Source organism: Pseudoalteromonas sp. THAF3 (genome assembly GCF_009363775.1).
GTDB classification, from domain to species: domain Bacteria; phylum Pseudomonadota; class Gammaproteobacteria; order Enterobacterales; family Alteromonadaceae; genus Pseudoalteromonas; species Pseudoalteromonas ruthenica.
Genome location: NZ_CP045418.1, coordinates 774,855 through 791,350, shown reverse-complemented (window position 1 = coordinate 791,350; position 16,496 = coordinate 774,855). Strand labels below are relative to the sequence as shown.

Below are 16,496 nucleotides of genomic sequence, written 5' to 3'. Positions count from 1 at the left end.
CCTTTATTTAACAGTGTATTAACTTATCTAGGCATAAAAAAACGCACCATTGTGGTGCGCTTATCAGTCGCTCTGACCAAAGTTGTGCGTTAACTCATCACAGCGATGATGTTATTCACACACCAGCTGACATTTACCTTGCGCCTTGGCGCGATAAAGGGCTTTATCAGCAGCACTTAAGCAGGCATCGAAGTCATGATGATTCATCGCTGCTAAGCCAATGCTAACACTCAGTGTATGCGTGCTATCGGCTAGTTCAATTGGCTCATCGCGCAGCGAGTCGTTTACATTTTCCAGCTGCTGCTGCAATTGCGCACTGTCGTGGCAATGTGCCAACACGGCGAACTCTTCGCCACCAAAACGCGCAACAATGTGCTCATCAAGGTGCTGCTGTAGTCGCTGGGCAAGCTGTCGAAGCGCGCTGTCTCCGGCTTGGTGACCATACTGGTCGTTGATCTGTTTGAAGTTATCGGCGTCGATAAGCGCCACCGTGACAGCGTGTTTATCTTTTGCAAATAAGCGCCGACCATGCTCTTGTAAATAGCGACGATTAAACATGCCGGTGAGGTAATCACGCTCTGCCGTGGCTTTAATTTGTTCGATTAAATGCAGCTGCTCTACCGTTTGCAGCACGCGACAATGAAATTCTTCATTCATGAACGGCTTGGTCAAAAAGTCATTGGCGCCGTATTTGATAAACTTAGCCGATAAACCATTGTTGCCCGCCCCGGAAATACCAATAATGGCCAGATCATCACGGCCTCGGTGGTTACGTACCGCTCGTACTAATTCGAAGCCGTCCATTTTCGGCATAGCATAATCACATAGCAGCAGCTTGATACTGGTGTCTTCACGCAATATCGCCAGCGCTTGTTCACCGTCTTCAGCCTCAATAACATGATAAAGCTGACGCTGTAGTAACTGCTTAAGTACTTGTCGGCTTAATTGCGAATCATCAGCCACCAGCACTGGTAGACCTTTATTACGCAGTAGCTGCGTTAATAGACGCACGGCATAAAGGTAGGAGTCACGGTTATCTTTAATAACATAATCAACCACGCCGAGCTCCAGCATCTGTTGACGCTGAGACTCGTCCATACTCGAGGTTAGAATGACTGAAGCGACATTATGTTCAATCGTAAGGCGTGCAGCATCGCCACTGGCACAGTCTGGCAAGGTCATGTCAACCAATGCCAAATCATATGTGTGCTGCTCAAGTAGCTCTTGGGCTTGCTCATAATCCCAAGCAAAATCAACGTGCTTAATAAATTCACGGGCAAATTTTTGCGTTAGCAAATGGCGCAATACTTGCTGCACAACTTTACTATCTTCAACAATCAATACTCGGGCCATCGCCAACTCCAAGGTGAATATCTTTCATTAAGCGGACCAAATTTAACCACACTTTGACATTAAAGGACATCTTTGACTTTATAAACTTGTGCCGCTAGGGTGAGTTCCACCAATAGATGACCTTCGTTTTTATTATGTCTACTATCATGCTATCCGGCGCAACCGGGTTACTCGGCCGTGCGCTTTATCAGCGTCTTGCGCCACATCACCAAGTGATTGGATTAGGTTTTTCCCGTGCTCAGCCACCACTTGTTAAAGTCGACCTGACCGATGCCGAGGCATTGTCCGCGCTTTTTTCAAAGCATCGCCCCGAGGTGTTTATTCATGCAGCCGCTGAGCGCAACCCAGACCAATTTGATACCGACCCGCAACGTAGCATACAACTGAACTGCGAGGTTACCGAACATATCGCCCAGTTATGCACCGAGTACCAATGTCGACTCATCTTTATTAGTACTGATTACGTATTTGATGGCCAGCACCCGCCCTATGAAGAAGGCGCTGCCGTCAACCCACTGAACCTCTATGGTGAATCCAAAGCGCGCAGTGAAACACTATTACAAGCAAACTACCCCGACGCAGCCATCGTTCGTATCCCGGTACTTTACGGTGAAGTTTCTCACTTAAAAGAATCGGCTGTGACCACCATTGCGGCACAACTAAAAGCCGGACAACGGCAGTTTGATGATGAGGCGCAGCGCTTGCCAACGGATGTTAACGATATTGCTGATGTGCTCAGTAATACGCTGCACATGATGAACAACGACCTAAGCGGTATATTCCATATCAGTGCCAGCGAAAAGCTCACTAAGCTGGCAATGGCCCAAGCCATGGCACCGCTATTACATATTGACCCCAACAGTCTCAGTGCTGCCAGTGTGGATAGCAACGCTGCACCACGGCCCAAAGATTGTCAATTGCGTGATACTCGACTGGCGCCGATGGGGCTGACCATTGATAGTGATTTTAGTGCCCGTATTGCCACAGTGATTGCTCCCCACTTGTCGCATTAACTTGTACTTGTCACTTTGAACTCCTTTAATGGAGAAAACTACAGGAACTAAGGGTGAATCATGTTCGCAACACAATTAAAGGCATTGAGCCTAACTCTTGCAGTGGCACTTTCGCCACTGGCTATTGCCGAGGTCGATCAGCACGACGCCTCGCAGCACAGCCGCCAAATTGATATCGATAGTAAAGTTATTACCGAGCACAAAGCGCGCATCAATGGCGATCGCTTATCGTACACCGCCGAGACGGGCACACAGCCGGTGTGGGACGACCAAGGCCATGCTGTGGCCACACTGCACTACACCTACTATAAGCGTGATGGTGTTGATGATGACACCCAGCGTCCGCTGCTTATTTCATTCAATGGTGGGCCTGGCTCGGCATCGGTTTGGATGCACCTAGCTTATACCGGTCCCAAGGTATTAAAAATTGATGACGAGGGTTACCCAGTCCAACCCTACGGTGTTAAAGAAAACCCCTACTCGGTGCTAGATGTAGCGGATATTGTCTATGTGAACCCAGTCAATACCGGGTACTCTCGCGTACTGCCGGACGCTGATGGCAAAATGCCTAGCCGCGACAAGCAAAAGGACATGTTCTTTGGCGTTAACGCCGATATTCAATATTTAGCTGAGTGGCTCAATACCTTTGTACACCGTCATAATCGCTGGCGCTCGCCCAAATTCCTAATTGGTGAAAGCTATGGCACGACCCGGGTGTCCGGTTTGGCGTTAGAATTACAAAACAGCCAATGGATGTACCTCAACGGTGTGGTGCTGGTGTCGCCCACTGAGATCGGTATCAAACGTGAAGGCCCGGTGGAAGCCGCTAATCGCCTGCCTTACTTCGCTGCCACAGCGTGGTATCATAAGGCGCTAGATGAGCAGTACCAAAACATGGACCTCGAGCCGTTTTTAAGCGAAGTAGAAACTTTCACTGTCAATGAGCTGATCCCAGCATTGGCCAAAGGGGGCTTTATCTCTGACGATGAAAAACGTCGCATCGTTGCACAAATGGCCCGCTATGCAGGCGTCTCTGAAACCTATATTGAGCGCAACAACCTCGATGTGCCCACCATGTCTTTTTGGAAAGAGCTATTGCGTGAGCGCGGGCAAACAGTAGGACGTTTGGACTCGCGTTATTTGGGTATTGATAAGCGTGATACTGGCGAGCGTCCAGATTACTGGGCGGAACTGACTTCTTGGTTGCACTCGTTCACACCCGCTATCAACTACTACCTTAGTGAAGAGCTAAATTACAAAACCGATGTGAAATACAACATGTTTGGCTCGGTGCACCCTTGGGATCGTAGCAATAACAACACTGGTGAAAACCTACGCTTGGCGATGGCACAAAACCCCTACCTCAATGTGCTAATCCAATCAGGCTACTACGATGGTGCGACCAACTATTTTGATGCCAAGTACACGATGTGGCAGTTAGACCCAAGCGGTAAAATGAAAGAGCGCTTGAGCTTTAAAGGTTACCGCAGTGGCCATATGATGTATTTACGCCGAGCTGATTTAGAAAGCTCAAACAATGATTTGCGCGAGTTTATTTTGAACGCTCTGCCAGAACAAGGAGCAGCGGCTAAATACTAAGCCGGGTACTTACTGTATCTATTAAAGCCCACCCAATGGTGGGCTTTTTCTTTTTAAAAAAAAGGATTTATACTCACAACTACACAATCGTTGTAGCTGTATCAGCACAGCAGGATATCTATGAGTGAACAATATAGGTTAGTATTCGCCAGCCTCGATGAGGGCCTTGAGCAAACCGAAGTCGCACATGCGTTGCAGCAGAAACTCAAACTGTCACCCAAGCAGGCGCAAGCGTTTTTTACTGGGCGTAGTATTTTTGCTCCCAGTGATAAAGCCAAAGCATTAAAACAAGCTAAGGTGTTGGCTTCGCTAGGCATTCGTACACGACTGCAAAGCATGCAAAGTACGGCCAATGAGACCGCGAATACGGCACCGGCCGCGGCTAGAGACGAGCAAATTTTGGCGGCCCTTGATTATATTACCAGTAGCCTTATTCGCCTTGAGGAACGCCTTGATGATATGGATAACCGCCTCAATGATCAGCTGCAGCAAAATTCTAGCAATGAAGTGAATGATGATTTTGCCGTTGATCTCAGCCTCGACGAGGAGCTCGAGCTGGCGCCTCAGCCAAGTCGCAAACGTTGGCCTTTATTTACCTTAATCGCGCTGATTGTGCTTCTGCTTGGTGTGCTCGCGTTGGCTTTCATCTACCCCGAATTACTGACTTTTTAAGCTATGAGTGCGAATCAGTTTAATCAGCAACGTATTGACATCCGCAAGAAGATGCGGGAAATGAGAAAAAGCTTATCCACTTCTGAACAAAAACGTGCCGCCGATGACCTCATTATTAATTTTTTTCAAGTAGCAAAGATTACTAAAGGGACCCAAGTAGGCGGGTACTTGGCGAACGATGGAGAACCCAGCCTATCTCCCATATTTGAAGACTTATGGGCTAATCAAGCAGTGCCAAACCTGCCCATCATCCACCCCTTTTCAAGGACTCATTTACTCTTTCAGAGGTATGAAGAAAATTCACCCATGAGCACAAACCGCTATGGTATCTTGGAACCCAAGTTGAATTGCAGTCATGTGTGCCCGGTTGCGCAGTTAGATTATATTCTCACGCCACTGGTTGCATTTGATAGTCAAGGCAATCGGTTGGGTATGGGTGGCGGATATTATGACCGCACATTAGCACAAATCCCCGCCGATCGAAGTCAGCGCCCTCTGCTCATAGGCATTGCCCATCAATGCCAAGAGGTGGCGCAACTACCGGTCGCGAGTTGGGATGTGCCACTTGATTATATTGTGACACCGAAGACAATTTATCGCCCCGGTGCACAGTGATACACTAACCGAAACCCTTTGCTATTAACTCTTTAATGAGCACACCATGACTCAAGATGAAATGAAAAAAGCGGCTGCTTGGGCAGCGCTAGACTATGTAAAAAGCGACACGATTGTTGGTGTTGGCACCGGTTCTACTGTGAATCACTTTATTGATGCACTGGCGTCGATAAAAGACACGATTCGTGGCGCCGTTTCCAGCTCTGAAGCCTCAACACAACGGTTAAAAGCGTTGGGAATAGAGGTATTTGAGCTCAATGATGTCAGTAGCCTCGATATTTATGTTGATGGCGCCGATGAGATCAACGCCAACAATGAAATGATCAAAGGCGGCGGTGCGGCATTGACTCGTGAGAAGATTGTCGCGGCTGTGGCCAAGCGCTTTGTGTGTATCGTTGATGAGAGCAAAATCGTCGATACCTTGGGTGAGTTCCCACTGCCAGTGGAAGTGATCCCGATGGCGCGCAGCTATGTCGCCCGTGAAATTGTTAAACTCGGGGGCGACCCAGTTTATCGCCAAGGTGTCACCACCGATAACGGCAATGTCATTTTGGACGTGCATAATTTACATATTGTTGATGCCAAGTCGCTTGAGCAGACATTAAACCAAGTCGTCGGTGTTGTAACCAACGGCCTATTTGCCCATCGTGGTGCCGATGCTGTTGTCGTTGGTACTGCGCAGGGGCCTACTACACGTTAGAGGAATGAGGAACATGAGTAAGGTATCGTTAGCAAAAGACAAAATTAAAATTCTCTTGCTAGAGGGCGTACACCAAAGTGCGGTGGAAACGCTAAAACGCAACGGTTACAGCAATATCGATTACGTTAAAACCTCGCTACCTGAAAGTGAACTTATAGAGCGCATTAGCGACGTGCACTTCGTTGGCTTGCGCTCACGTACACAACTCACAGAACAGGTCTTAGATGCAGCGCAAAAGCTGGTCGCTGTCGGTTGCTTCTGTATTGGTACTAACCAAGTTGACCTCGACGCCGCGAAGCGCCGGGGGATAGCGGTCTTCAACGCGCCATTTTCCAATACTCGCTCGGTCGCGGAATTGGTGCTGGGTGAGATTTTATTGTTACTGCGCGGTATTCCTAAACGCAATGCCATGGCTCACCGAGGCCAGTGGTTGAAATCAGCAGAAGGTTCTTTCGAGGCTCGAGGCAAAACATTGGGTATCATAGGCTATGGCCACATCGGTACTCAGTTGGGCATTATGGCTGAGAACATTGGCATGCAAGTGCGTTATTACGATATCGAAGATAAGTTATCCTTAGGTAATGCCCAGCAAGTAGAAAATCTCACTAAATTACTGCAGCAGTCGGATGTAGTCAGTTTACACGTGCCGGAAACCCCGCAAACAAAGAACCTCATCGGCACTGCTGAGTTGGCGGTCATGAAAAAAGGCAGTATCTTGATTAACGCCTCACGCGGCACCGTTGTCGATATTGATGCCCTTGCCGAGGCACTTGAAGAACGCAGCCTATCCGGCGCGGCCATTGATGTGTTCCCTGTTGAACCGAAATCAAACGATGAAGAATTTGTCTCGCCACTGCGCCAATTTGACAACGTTATTTTAACCCCCCATGTTGGCGGCTCCACGCAAGAGGCGCAAGAAAGTATTGGTGTGGAAGTGGCCGGTAAGCTCGCTAAATATTCCGACAACGGCTCAACAATGACAGCCGTCAATTTCCCTGAAGTAGCCCTGCCAGAACTGGCGAATCGCAGTCGCCTGTTGCACATTCACCAAAACCGCCCTGGTGTGTTGACACAAATTAACCAAGCGTTTGCACAGCATGGCATTAATATAGCCGCGCAGTACCTGCAAACCGATGACAACATAGGTTATGTCGTTATTGATGTGGATAGCGACCACTCCGAAGTGGCATTGAAAGAACTCAGCGCCGTGGACGGCACCATACGTGCGCGAATTTTGCACTAAATGGTTTGTATAGGTAGACTAAAAAGCACAGCTTCGGCTGTGCTTTTTTGATCAACAATAACCAATAGGGATCACCTTATGGACTCTAACAATAATAACAAAGACAAAGCGAAAGAACGTCGCGGCCATATCACCCTCATTGCCTTTTTAGTGGCGGTAGGTATTTTTGCCTTGGGTATTAAAGTAGGCGAGCTTCTAGCGTAATACCCAGATTCTCGCCAATCCAAGCGGCTGTTGGTTTAGGTATCAAAGTCGCTACTGGCATGGCGCTCTTTGAGTTGCTCGCTCGGCTCACCCCATACGCGATTAACTCGTTGGCCCCGCTTTACTGCAGGCCGAGCGTCAATTCTCTTGGCCCACGCCAACACATGCTTATACTCGTGTACACTGAGAAACTCAGCGGCATCGTATAACCGTCCTAACACCAAGGCTCCATACCAAGGCCAAATAGCAATATCGGCAATAGAGTATTGCTCACCGGCCATATACTCGTTTTGCGCCAAGTGCTTATCTAACACATCCAACTGGCGCTTAGTTTCCATGGTAAAGCGATTGATGGGATATTCCATCGGCTCTGGCGCATAAGCATAAAAGTGACCAAAACCGCCACCTAGATAAGGCGCGCTGCCCATCTGCCAAAATAGCCAATTCATACACTGCGCCTTTGCATAAGGCTCTGAAGGGATAAGCGTGGCAAATTTCTGTGCTAAATAAAGCAGTATTGCTCCCGATTCAAAAACCGGTGTGGCAGGGGTGCTTGAGGTGTCTAGTAACGCCGGGATTTTTGAGTTCGGGTTAATGGCAACAAAGTCAGAACCAAACTGGTCGCCTTCGCTAATATCGATTAAAAAAGCATCGTATTCGGCGTCTTTAATTCCCTGCTCCAGCAACTCTTCAAACATAATCGTGGCCTTTTGGCCATTAGGAGTGGCCATAGAGTACAGCTGAAAGGGATGCTGCCCGCTTGGCAGATGCTGCTCGAACGTGGCCCCTGCTGTGGGTTTATTTAGGCTTGCCCATTTGCCGCCACTTTCGCTATCGAACTGCCAAACTTTTGGTGGAGTGTAGGTCGATTTACTCATTGTCGCTCCTGATGATGTAAAAACGTTTTGAGTATAGACCTGAGGGTGGATAATATAATTACAAGAGCAAAAAAGGCACCTTCAGGTGCCTTTTTGAATTTTACCGCCCACATCCGTGCGCGCTATGGGTCATCATTATTTACCTACAGCATGCAAGCTAAAGTAGTTAGCCAACTCTTCCGGCTTACCCATTAGTGTCATCATTTGCTGATTAATCTCTGCCACCGAGGTATTTTCGGGAACCTGCATAGAGACTTCAAACTGCTCCGTGCCCTCGATAAAATTCAGTGCCGCTTCTCGCAATACCACCGGCGCCGGTGACATGCTCAATTGTTGCTGGGCATTTTGTTGGAATTGCTCATAGGTCATGCCTTGCTCGCCAATTAGGCGCTCAAGAAGCGCCTTGAGCTTACCGTTGTTGGCTAATTTAAAGCTCACTTTCTTTGGCACCAACTCGGTCACAGCACTCATCATCTGGCTTTGCAGCGCCAGCTGTTGCTGTAAGTTCCCCTGCTCTTGTTGTGATTGCTGTTGCATCTCATTAAGTTGCTGCGACACTGCCATTAACGCCTGTGAATTGGTCATGGCAAAGCTAAACTCAACATCGGCCAATTTACCTGCATTGAGCTTGGTAAAAATATCCGCATCACCACTTTTTTCATCATAAGTGAACTCACTCAAGACATTGATATTCTCGCCTTTAAGCTCATCCATGCCTTGCACTGCGGCGCCTGAGAAAGTTAAGTCTTTGATTTCGACACGAGCATATTCAGAAACCTTATTCGGCTCATAGCCGGTCATTTCAACACGCTCAATCTGAGCAATTTGCTCGCCGAGGTGGTCATTGACAGAAATGTCGGCCAACGCCAACGCATTGTCCAATACATTGGCAGAAATCTCGTCGTAGCGGATATCAAGGCCTGTTTGCGTTTGAATTTGCATTAGCTGCTGATCAATGCCCTTGCGCGCTTCTTTCGACACATAATAATTGGCATAGCTATAACCGCCAATGGCGATGGCACCCACGGCACCGACAATGAGTAGTTTTTTCATGTTGACTTCCTTGGGAGTGTCCAGCTCCCTCCTAGTTTGGACATTACTTTAAAATAACGCTTCGAGTGCATCGCTTAAGCTTGCGACTGCTGTGACTTCCATGCCCTCGATTGCCTCTTTCGGTTTATTGTCAATGGGTACAATAGCACGTTTAAAGCCATGTTTCGCGGCTTCACGCAGTCGTTCTTGACCACTGGGCACTGGACGAATCTCCCCACCCAGGCCAACTTCACCAAATACCACCAGCTCACGGGCCAAGCTATAATTCTTAAAACTGGACACCAAAGCCACAATCAAAGCCAAATCAGCGCTGGTTTCCGTGACCTTGACACCACCGACGACGTTAACAAACACATCCTGATCGGCTACTTGTAAACCGCCATGGCGGTGTAGCACCGCCAATAACATCGCGAGGCGATTTTGCTCCAAACCCACCGTGACGCGACGAGGGTTTGCAAGCTGCGAATAATCGACTAGCGCCTGCACTTCCACCAGCAGCGGTCTGGTACCTTCCCATACCACCATAACTAACGAGCCCGGTGTTTGCTCTTGTGAGCGGTTCAGGAAAATAGCCGAGGGGTTTTTTACCTCGCGCAACCCTTGCCCAGTCATGGCGAACACCCCAAGCTCGTTTACTGCGCCAAAGCGGTTTTTGTGACCACGCAAAGTACGAAAACGGCTATCACTGCTACCTTCAAGTAAAATAGAACAATCAATGCAGTGTTCTAATACCTTGGGGCCGGCTAAGGAGCCGTCTTTGGTCACATGGCCCACCATGATCATGGCTATTTGATTTTGTTTAGCAAAACGGGTGAGGTACGCCGCACTTTCTCTCACTTGGGAAACGCTACCCGGTGCCGATTGCACATCGGCCATATGCATGACTTGAATGGAATCAATAACCATGATCCCGGGCTTTTCTCTTAGCGCCAACTGGCAAATGGTTTCGACATTGGTTTCGGCTAAGGTTTGCAGTTTATTGGTGGGCAACCCCAAACGCTTTGCCCGCATAGCCACTTGCTGCAGAGACTCTTCCCCGGTGACATACAGGGTTTTCATATTTTCTGCGAGACCACACATGGTTTGCAGCAAAATAGTACTTTTACCGGCTCCGGGCTCGCCACCGATAAGAATGGCACTCCCCGGCACCACACCGCCCCCTAACACGCGGTCAAACTCAACAAACCCGGTGGAGAAGCGCGGCAGGCTTTCAAGATTAACCTCATCCAGAGTTTGAATTTTGGCCTCAACCATGCCGGCATAGCCGCTCGCAGCACTATTGCGTGGCGCCGATTTAACCGAGGGCACGCGAAATTCGGTTACTGTATTCCATGCTTTGCACTCGCTACATTGGCCTTGCCAACGCGCAAACTCAGCACCACACTCATTACATACAAAAGCTGTTTTCTTTTTTACCATATTACGGGCATAATTTTTGCTGGATAAATCGTTTAAATAACGAATAAACAATAATTTGACACCCAGTATAACGGTTTTTGCCGACTGGGTAATGGTTTAATGCATGGCTGAAGACACCCTTTTAAAACACCAACCCTTAGTTGACGAACTCAAGCAAAGCCTCGGGCAGGCGAGCTTTAGCCACGATTTTGCCGCTAAAACGGCACAACTACCTAAGGGCGATCAATTTATTATAAAGATGGAGTTTAATCGTCTTCGTCAGCCGTGCAGTCGCACCATTGATTTACGCGGCACGGCTTCCGGTGAAGTGCAAAGCTACTCATACAAGAGTCAGCAGCATTTTATGGATGCTCAAGCCATCGCAACCTTTGAAAAAGGCGTCGCTCGCTTCGGCGACTACACCATGGCTGTCTATGAAATGGTGATGGAAGAGGTGAACAATCAGCGCCAATTACGCCAAGGTGCAACACCACAGCCGGAAAATACTGAAAAAAGTGCCCGTGTCATCCACTTTGCCTCCTATGATTTTCGTCAGCAAGAGCGCATGAATTACACCATCAAAGTCAGTGTTATGGTGAATGACAAAACCATAGAGGGTAAAAGCAGCGATATTTCTTTGGGGGGATGTAAGCTCAAGTTGCCTAGTCATGCCATGCTTGAGCGTGGGCAAAAAGTGCAGGTTCGCTTTACCGGTCTAGAGGAAGATTTCGAACTGGGCCTCAAAAACGGCTTAGAATATGAAATTGTGGGCATAGATCCTGCGAGCACCATCGACTTTTATTACGCCCGCATGAAGCGCACCGGTAGCGAGACAACCCCTGGATTCGATGAGTTTCTGGCGCGCTTTATTAACGGTAATAAACGCCGCTACAAGGTCAACCTTGATAACACCCTCGATGCGGTTTTAACCAAAGGTTATGAGCAGTATTACTTGCCACGAGTCAGTTCGCTGTTCAGTTTCATTTGCGTAAACGATAAAAAGCTCACCCCTAAACTGCTGCTTACCACCGAGAATAATGCCTACATTCACTATTATTTCAGTGATGAAGAGCGCCGCTCTGTGCTGCCGAGTATTCTTAATACGCAGCGCATAAGCAGTATTTTGGCACGCAAGGGGCAAGTCAAATCAACCCTACTTTACAGCTTTAGTCACACCCAAAATGGCAAGGTCTTCTTTTACAGTGCCACCGATATCGAACTGGCCACCTACCCTAAGTTACGCTCGTTATTTTTTTCCTATGCCAGTAGGAAGCCGTCTTGGCGGGTATTTAAGTTGCAATTGGTTCCCGTGCAAAGCGAAGACTCCCATATTCCACTCTCGCTCCCCGACAGTGCTGGCGAGGCGATTGCTAAACTTAATAAGCCTCCGAGCGCTCGCGTGCAAAGCTATTTAAAGGGTCTTAAGTACCTGTGTACCTTATCGGAGGTGAGCTCTGCTAATTTAACCGCACACAAGCGCCGCTACCGCCTCGATAAAAGCTTAGTCAACCAGCTCAAAGTATTTGGCCATCGTAAAGTGGCAGAGCCAGAGCTTGAAGTCGTTGCCTTGGAGTATGCTAACTTACGGGCTCACAAACGGTATCTGTACCAAACAGAAGTGATTGTTGAAAGTGGTTTGGCAGCGCCGATGTCAGCACAATCTCGTGATTTCAGTGTACTAGGAATGCAAATAGAGCTGAGCCAGCCAGCGCCTGAGACCAAAAAAGGCGATGTTATTTATCTGCGCTTACCGCAACTGCAAGAAATAACGAAAAAATTTGAGCTCACTCAGCTACCTTACGAGGTGATGGCTGTCAGTAAGACCGGCACTATCTTAAACTTAAAAGCCTACCAAAAGAGTAAGCAACCCCATGTTGGCGTACAGTTTTTCTCGCAATTAGTAGAGAACAACAAAGACAAACTGCAAGTGTGTGAAGAAGAGCCGAAAGTGCCGGGGTTATCCAAAGCCTTGCGCAATATTGTGGTCAAGAATCTAGCGCAAACACCGCTGTATATTACCAAAGAAGAAGCACACCTGGAGCTTGGTGCAATAGGTGAAGGACGTTATCAAAGCGCGATTCACCATATTTGGCGTCAGTTTGGTGAATTCTCTACGCAAATAAACTTAAAACCCTTACTGAGTATCAAGGAGTTCCAACAGCTCAGTGATACCCTACGCGATGGAAACCGCCAAGATAAGCCCAAAACTTTCGACCTGTTTATTCGCTTAAACCTTAAAAAAGACGACCTCAGTGGTGCAGTCACCAGCCGCTGTATTAGCACCGAAGAGGACTACAGCTCATTGCTGCCCTTTGTGAACAAGGCGCTTAAATCGGGCTTGTTGTTTGCGTTTCGCCTGCATTTATCGAAAACCGGCCGCCCAGACACGAAATACCTGATCAGTGAGCTAAAATACATCAGTCACTATGCGTTGCATAAAGCCAAGGAGTTAGAGCAAGCGCTATGGCGTGTTGAGGGCGTAATCGATGCTCTCGCTATTGATGAGTTGGTGCCAAAGCTCTGTGATATAGAAGTTCAGGATTACCAAAAAATGCTTAAACGCCGCAACCTGTGGCTACAGCGTTTAGGTTAGTTGTACGCGGGAATACTGAGTAGATACAGTATCTGCGCCAAACTGCCTGCATTGATGGCGGTAGGAGCCTGCGCCACCACTTTAGGCTTACCGTGGACAGCAACACCTAGCCCAGCTGCGTGCATCATCAGCAGGTCATTTGCACCATCACCGATGGCCACCGTTTGCTCTGCGCCCACGCCCAACTCATCGCGGTAAGCCAATAAAAAGCGTGCTTTTTCTTGCGCATCAACAATATCTCCATTGACCACTCCGGTTAGCACGTGGCCATCGTCTGCTAATTGATTGGCATGAATACGATCTAGTTTGAGTTGTTTTTGTACTTGCTCAGCAAATGGAATAAACCCTCCCGAGGCGATGGCCAAATGCCAATTATGGCGTTTTAGCGTTGCGCATAGGTGGTCGATCCCTGGCATCAATGGAAGCTGCTCTTTGAGCTCTGCAAGCAAAGACAACTCAACGCCCGCTAGTTTCGCGACGCGCTGACGCAGGCTGTCACTAAATTCCAACTGCCCACCCATCGCTTGTGCGGTGACCGCAGCGACCTCGTCGTACACCCCTGCTAAGCGCGCAATTTCATCAATACATTCGATGGTGATCGCCGTCGAGTCCATATCCATAACTAATAAGCCAGGTGTATGTAAACGTGGCGGGTTGCTCAGCAGCGCGCACTGCACTGCGTTTTCAGCTGCATATTGCTTGAGCTGAGAGTTAAGCTCAGCCTGGGGGTTAGCAATCACGAACGCAAACCCTGGAGGTAAATCGTCATCGGCGTGATACCGGACCACCGCCTGCACCTGACATTGCCAGTCACGCAGCTGCTGTGCCAGTTGCGCAACGTGCATGCCCAGTTGAAAACCAAACACACTGACATAAGCCAGTGGCTGTTCGCTCTGCTGACTTGCCACTAAAGGCGAATCGTCAAAAGAATACCAAGTATTTAAACTTAGGGTTTGCTGTAAAGACAAATCGTCTTGCTGTGCTAAAGTAGACAAGAGCATGCTTTGGTGCGACATTAAAACTCCAAAAAGGTGAACACGTTAGCTGATGACAACGGATGCTTAATTTAATCACCCTTAGCGATGAAAGTCAGTAAGTACACCCATGATATGAAAAATAAACAAGTGAAAAACCCGGTTCGAACATCGCAGTGGCAACGGCTACTGCGCTTGGTGTTTGCCGCTTTTTGCTTTGTATTACTGACTTGGATGGCCTTTAATACCAGCTTTCAAGGCCACCAAATGCTCTACCAGCAAAGCTATCAATATGCCAAAAGCCTCACCGAGCAGTTAGCCTTGACCGCAGCGGAACCTTTGGAGCAGAGCAATAAGCCACGTTTAGGAGATTTGGCCAATCAATTGAGCACAGACTCGAGTATCCAAAGTGCAGCCATTTATGATGCTCACGGCACTGCGATGGCGCTCAGTGAGGCGTTTAGTCCCTACCAACGTGAGTTCGGGGTGACGCAAGCAACCCCGGGGGTGAGTAAATTGAGTCAACCTATTGTCATCCCCATCACCTCATTGCAAAGCAATAAACCCATCGGTTTTGCTCGCGTTAATTACCTGCCCCAAGTCGCCATTGATGACAGTCACCGATATTTTCATGAGGTGGGTCGCCAAGTGCTTCTTATGCTATTGATCACCTGCGTGTTCACTTGGCAACTTGGACGAGGATTAAAACGTTGGCAGTTAAAGCGTTACTTTCGTAAAAAAGCTAAGCAGTTAAAATAGAGCTGCTCACTTAAGGCGCTGAGGTCTTGGCATTGCAATAGCCGTGCTAGAGCTATAAACACTTGAGGAATACGCTCTGGCGTATTGATTTGCCCTTGGTATCCGCAAAGCGGCATACTCGGTGCATCACTTTCCAATAGCAGATGCTCTATTGCGACACTACGCAGTGCTTGCTGGGTCTTGACCGATCGATCATAGGTAATGGTTCCGCCCACACCCAATTTAAAGCCTAACTTGATATAGTATTTAGCCACTTGTTCGGACCCAGAAAACGCATGGATCACGCCGCCATAACGCGGCCGACAACGCTTAAAGCTCGCAGCGATTAAGTCATGGCTCTGACGGTGATGAACAATGAGTGGCAACGCCAGTTCATTCGCTAAGGCAATCTGCGCTTCAAAGAGCGCCACTTGCTTGTCCATTTCTCCAATACTGCGATCAAGGCCACACTCTCCGATGGCGCACCAACGGTGCTTATGCGCTGTTGCCAGTTCGCCTAGGCCGACTATATGTTCACTCGCGTGTTGCGATAGAAAGTAGGGATGTAAACCAGCACCGATATGAGAGGGCCCATGGTGCTGGCTGAAGTCGAGCAACTGCTGGGATTGTGCCAAGCTAATGCCAGGCACAATAAACTGCTCCACGCCCAATGCTTGGGCATTCGCTATTATCGCCTCTCGCTGGCCATTAAACTCGCTAAAATCGAGGTGGCAATGAGAATCGATAAAACGCATTTAAGGGTTTAGACGCTCTACACGCCAGCTCCCATCTGGCTGACGACGATACATAAAGCGATCATGAAGGCGATGCGCTCCTCCTTGCCAAAACTCAACCTTAGTCGGCTCGACACAGTATCCTCCCCAAAAAACAGGCAACGGGATTTCACCTTTAGCAAACTTACTTTTCATTTGCGCAAACTTTTCCATAAGCGCCTGACGTGATGATACCGGCCGACTTTGGCTAGAAGCCCATGCCGCTAACTGGCTTTCTTTTGGCCGCGATAAGAAATATTTTGCCACTCGCGATGTTGGCAACGGTTTGGCCTCGCCGTAAACAATGACTTGACGCTCAAACATGTGCCACGGGAAGTGCAGGCTAATTTTGTTATTCTGGGCAAGTTCCTGCGCTTTGCGTGAGCCGGTATTAGTGAAGAACACAAACCCTTGCTCATCGACATGCTTAAGCAACACAATACGCTGCGAAGGCTGACCCTGCTCGTCAACGGTGGCTACGACCATGGCCGTCGGATCGGGGATTTGCGCATCAATGGCTTGTTGTAACCACTTTTCAAACTGTGCTACTGGCGTCGCATCGAGCATGGTTTCATCTAATCCACCTTGCAAATACTCACGACGAATATCTTCCAATTTCATATTCATTCCTTCTCACTAAGCGCCAAGAATACCCGACAATCAACTAAGCTATGTCACCTCCCAGTCACT

16 protein-coding genes are annotated in these 16,496 nt (G+C 48.4%); 9 read left to right on the top strand and 7 right to left on the bottom strand.

Going from position 1 to position 16,496, the window contains the following annotated elements; translation table 11 throughout:
- Positions 1 to 111: 111 nt before the first annotated feature.
- Entirely contained in the window at positions 112 to 1,353 is a 1,242-nt protein-coding gene (locus FIU82_RS03640; protein WP_138509900.1) for a response regulator, read from the bottom strand.
- Between the two features lie 134 nt (positions 1,354 to 1,487).
- Here FIU82_RS03640 and FIU82_RS03635 point away from each other — a divergent pair, with 134 nt between their 5' ends.
- The 7 genes from FIU82_RS03635 (at position 1,488) to FIU82_RS18780 (ending at position 7,399) form a co-directional block, all read left to right on the top strand.
- Positions 1,488 to 2,366, top strand: a complete 879-nt coding sequence (locus FIU82_RS03635; RefSeq protein ID WP_171071601.1) for an SDR family oxidoreductase — start codon at positions 1,488 to 1,490, stop codon at positions 2,364 to 2,366.
- A gap of 60 nt (positions 2,367 to 2,426) precedes the next feature.
- The gene (locus FIU82_RS03630; RefSeq protein ID WP_152440370.1) at positions 2,427 to 3,965 is read left to right on the top strand and encodes a S10 family peptidase; all 1,539 of its coding nucleotides are present in this window, start codon (positions 2,427 to 2,429) and stop codon (positions 3,963 to 3,965) included.
- A gap of 120 nt (positions 3,966 to 4,085) precedes the next feature.
- Positions 4,086 to 4,637, top strand: coding sequence for a hypothetical protein (locus tag FIU82_RS03625; protein ID WP_152440369.1), 552 nt, complete (start codon positions 4,086 to 4,088; stop codon positions 4,635 to 4,637).
- 3 nt (positions 4,638 to 4,640) lie between these two features.
- Entirely contained in the window at positions 4,641 to 5,252 is a 612-nt protein-coding gene (locus tag FIU82_RS03620; protein ID WP_152440368.1) for a 5-formyltetrahydrofolate cyclo-ligase, read from the top strand.
- 46 nt (positions 5,253 to 5,298) lie between these two features.
- Positions 5,299 to 5,952, top strand: coding sequence for a ribose-5-phosphate isomerase RpiA (gene rpiA / locus FIU82_RS03615; protein ID WP_022944595.1), 654 nt, complete (start codon positions 5,299 to 5,301; stop codon positions 5,950 to 5,952).
- A gap of 13 nt (positions 5,953 to 5,965) precedes the next feature.
- The gene (gene serA / locus FIU82_RS03610) at positions 5,966 to 7,195 is read left to right on the top strand and encodes a phosphoglycerate dehydrogenase (protein ID WP_152440367.1); all 1,230 of its coding nucleotides are present in this window, start codon (positions 5,966 to 5,968) and stop codon (positions 7,193 to 7,195) included.
- A gap of 78 nt (positions 7,196 to 7,273) precedes the next feature.
- Entirely contained in the window at positions 7,274 to 7,399 is a 126-nt protein-coding gene (locus FIU82_RS18780) for a hypothetical protein (protein WP_022944597.1), read from the top strand.
- Between the two features lie 35 nt (positions 7,400 to 7,434).
- Here FIU82_RS18780 and yghU read toward each other — a convergent pair whose 3' ends face one another.
- The 3 genes from yghU to radA form a co-directional block, all read right to left on the bottom strand.
- A complete protein-coding gene (yghU, locus tag FIU82_RS03605) occupies positions 7,435 to 8,277 on the bottom strand; it encodes a glutathione-dependent disulfide-bond oxidoreductase (RefSeq protein WP_130148459.1) in 843 nt (280 codons plus the stop codon).
- A gap of 135 nt (positions 8,278 to 8,412) precedes the next feature.
- Positions 8,413 to 9,330 (bottom strand): hypothetical protein, encoded by a 918-nt coding sequence (locus FIU82_RS03600; RefSeq protein ID WP_152440366.1) that lies wholly within the window; start codon positions 9,328 to 9,330, stop codon positions 8,413 to 8,415.
- A 48-nt stretch (positions 9,331 to 9,378) separates the two neighbouring features.
- On the bottom strand, positions 9,379 to 10,749 hold the full coding sequence (gene radA, locus FIU82_RS03595; protein WP_152441454.1) for a DNA repair protein RadA: 1,371 nt from the start codon (positions 10,747 to 10,749) through the stop codon (positions 9,379 to 9,381).
- A 103-nt stretch (positions 10,750 to 10,852) separates the two neighbouring features.
- Here radA and FIU82_RS03590 point away from each other — a divergent pair, with 103 nt between their 5' ends.
- Positions 10,853 to 13,321, top strand: a complete 2,469-nt coding sequence (locus FIU82_RS03590; RefSeq protein ID WP_152440365.1) for a PilZ domain-containing protein — start codon at positions 10,853 to 10,855, stop codon at positions 13,319 to 13,321.
- Here the strand turns inward: FIU82_RS03590 and serB are convergent.
- Entirely contained in the window at positions 13,318 to 14,337 is a 1,020-nt protein-coding gene (serB, locus tag FIU82_RS03585; RefSeq protein WP_253946339.1) for a phosphoserine phosphatase SerB, read from the bottom strand. The genes FIU82_RS03590 and serB overlap by 4 nt on opposite strands.
- Before the next feature lie 93 nt (positions 14,338 to 14,430).
- On the opposite strand from serB, the gene FIU82_RS03580 reads away from it, so the two are divergent.
- Entirely contained in the window at positions 14,431 to 15,054 is a 624-nt protein-coding gene (locus FIU82_RS03580; RefSeq protein WP_138509918.1) for an AhpA/YtjB family protein, read from the top strand.
- Here FIU82_RS03580 and FIU82_RS03575 read toward each other — a convergent pair.
- The gene (locus tag FIU82_RS03575) at positions 15,021 to 15,788 is read right to left on the bottom strand and encodes a TatD family hydrolase (RefSeq protein ID WP_152440364.1); all 768 of its coding nucleotides are present in this window, start codon (positions 15,786 to 15,788) and stop codon (positions 15,021 to 15,023) included. The two genes, FIU82_RS03580 and FIU82_RS03575, sit on opposite strands and share 34 nt — an antisense overlap.
- Complete coding sequence (gene pdxH, locus FIU82_RS03570; protein ID WP_152440363.1) at positions 15,789 to 16,427, bottom strand: pyridoxamine 5'-phosphate oxidase; 639 nt, start codon at positions 16,425 to 16,427, stop codon at positions 15,789 to 15,791.
- Between the last annotated feature and the right edge of the window lie 69 nt (positions 16,428 to 16,496).

What these genes read in the sequence shown, in the direction of transcription:
- FIU82_RS03625 (WP_152440369.1), top strand. Translation starts at nt 4,086, where the DNA reads ATGAGTGAACAATATAGGTTAGTATTCGCCAGCCTCGATGAGGGCCTT.
- FIU82_RS03590 (WP_152440365.1), top strand. Translation starts at nt 10,853, where the DNA reads ATGGCTGAAGACACCCTTTTAAAACACCAACCCTTAGTTGACGAACTC.
- pdxH (WP_152440363.1), bottom strand. Translation starts at nt 16,427, where the DNA reads ATGAAATTGGAAGATATTCGTCGTGAGTATTTGCAAGGTGGATTAGAT.
- FIU82_RS03575 (WP_152440364.1), bottom strand. Translation starts at nt 15,788, where the DNA reads ATGCGTTTTATCGATTCTCATTGCCACCTCGATTTTAGCGAGTTTAAT.
- serA (WP_152440367.1), top strand. Translation starts at nt 5,966, where the DNA reads ATGAGTAAGGTATCGTTAGCAAAAGACAAAATTAAAATTCTCTTGCTA.
- FIU82_RS03635 (WP_171071601.1), top strand. Translation starts at nt 1,488, where the DNA reads ATGTCTACTATCATGCTATCCGGCGCAACCGGGTTACTCGGCCGTGCG.
- FIU82_RS18780 (WP_022944597.1), top strand. Translation starts at nt 7,274, where the DNA reads ATGGACTCTAACAATAATAACAAAGACAAAGCGAAAGAACGTCGCGGC.
- serB (WP_253946339.1), bottom strand. Translation starts at nt 14,337, where the DNA reads ATGTCGCACCAAAGCATGCTCTTGTCTACTTTAGCACAGCAAGACGAT.
- FIU82_RS03620 (WP_152440368.1), top strand. Translation starts at nt 4,641, where the DNA reads ATGAGTGCGAATCAGTTTAATCAGCAACGTATTGACATCCGCAAGAAG.
- yghU (WP_130148459.1), bottom strand. Translation starts at nt 8,277, where the DNA reads ATGAGTAAATCGACCTACACTCCACCAAAAGTTTGGCAGTTCGATAGC.
- radA (WP_152441454.1), bottom strand. Translation starts at nt 10,749, where the DNA reads ATGGTAAAAAAGAAAACAGCTTTTGTATGTAATGAGTGTGGTGCTGAG.
- rpiA (WP_022944595.1), top strand. Translation starts at nt 5,299, where the DNA reads ATGACTCAAGATGAAATGAAAAAAGCGGCTGCTTGGGCAGCGCTAGAC.
- FIU82_RS03630 (WP_152440370.1), top strand. Translation starts at nt 2,427, where the DNA reads ATGTTCGCAACACAATTAAAGGCATTGAGCCTAACTCTTGCAGTGGCA.
- FIU82_RS03640 (WP_138509900.1), bottom strand. Translation starts at nt 1,353, where the DNA reads ATGGCCCGAGTATTGATTGTTGAAGATAGTAAAGTTGTGCAGCAAGTA.
- FIU82_RS03580 (WP_138509918.1), top strand. Translation starts at nt 14,431, where the DNA reads ATGAAAAATAAACAAGTGAAAAACCCGGTTCGAACATCGCAGTGGCAA.
- FIU82_RS03600 (WP_152440366.1), bottom strand. Translation starts at nt 9,330, where the DNA reads ATGAAAAAACTACTCATTGTCGGTGCCGTGGGTGCCATCGCCATTGGC.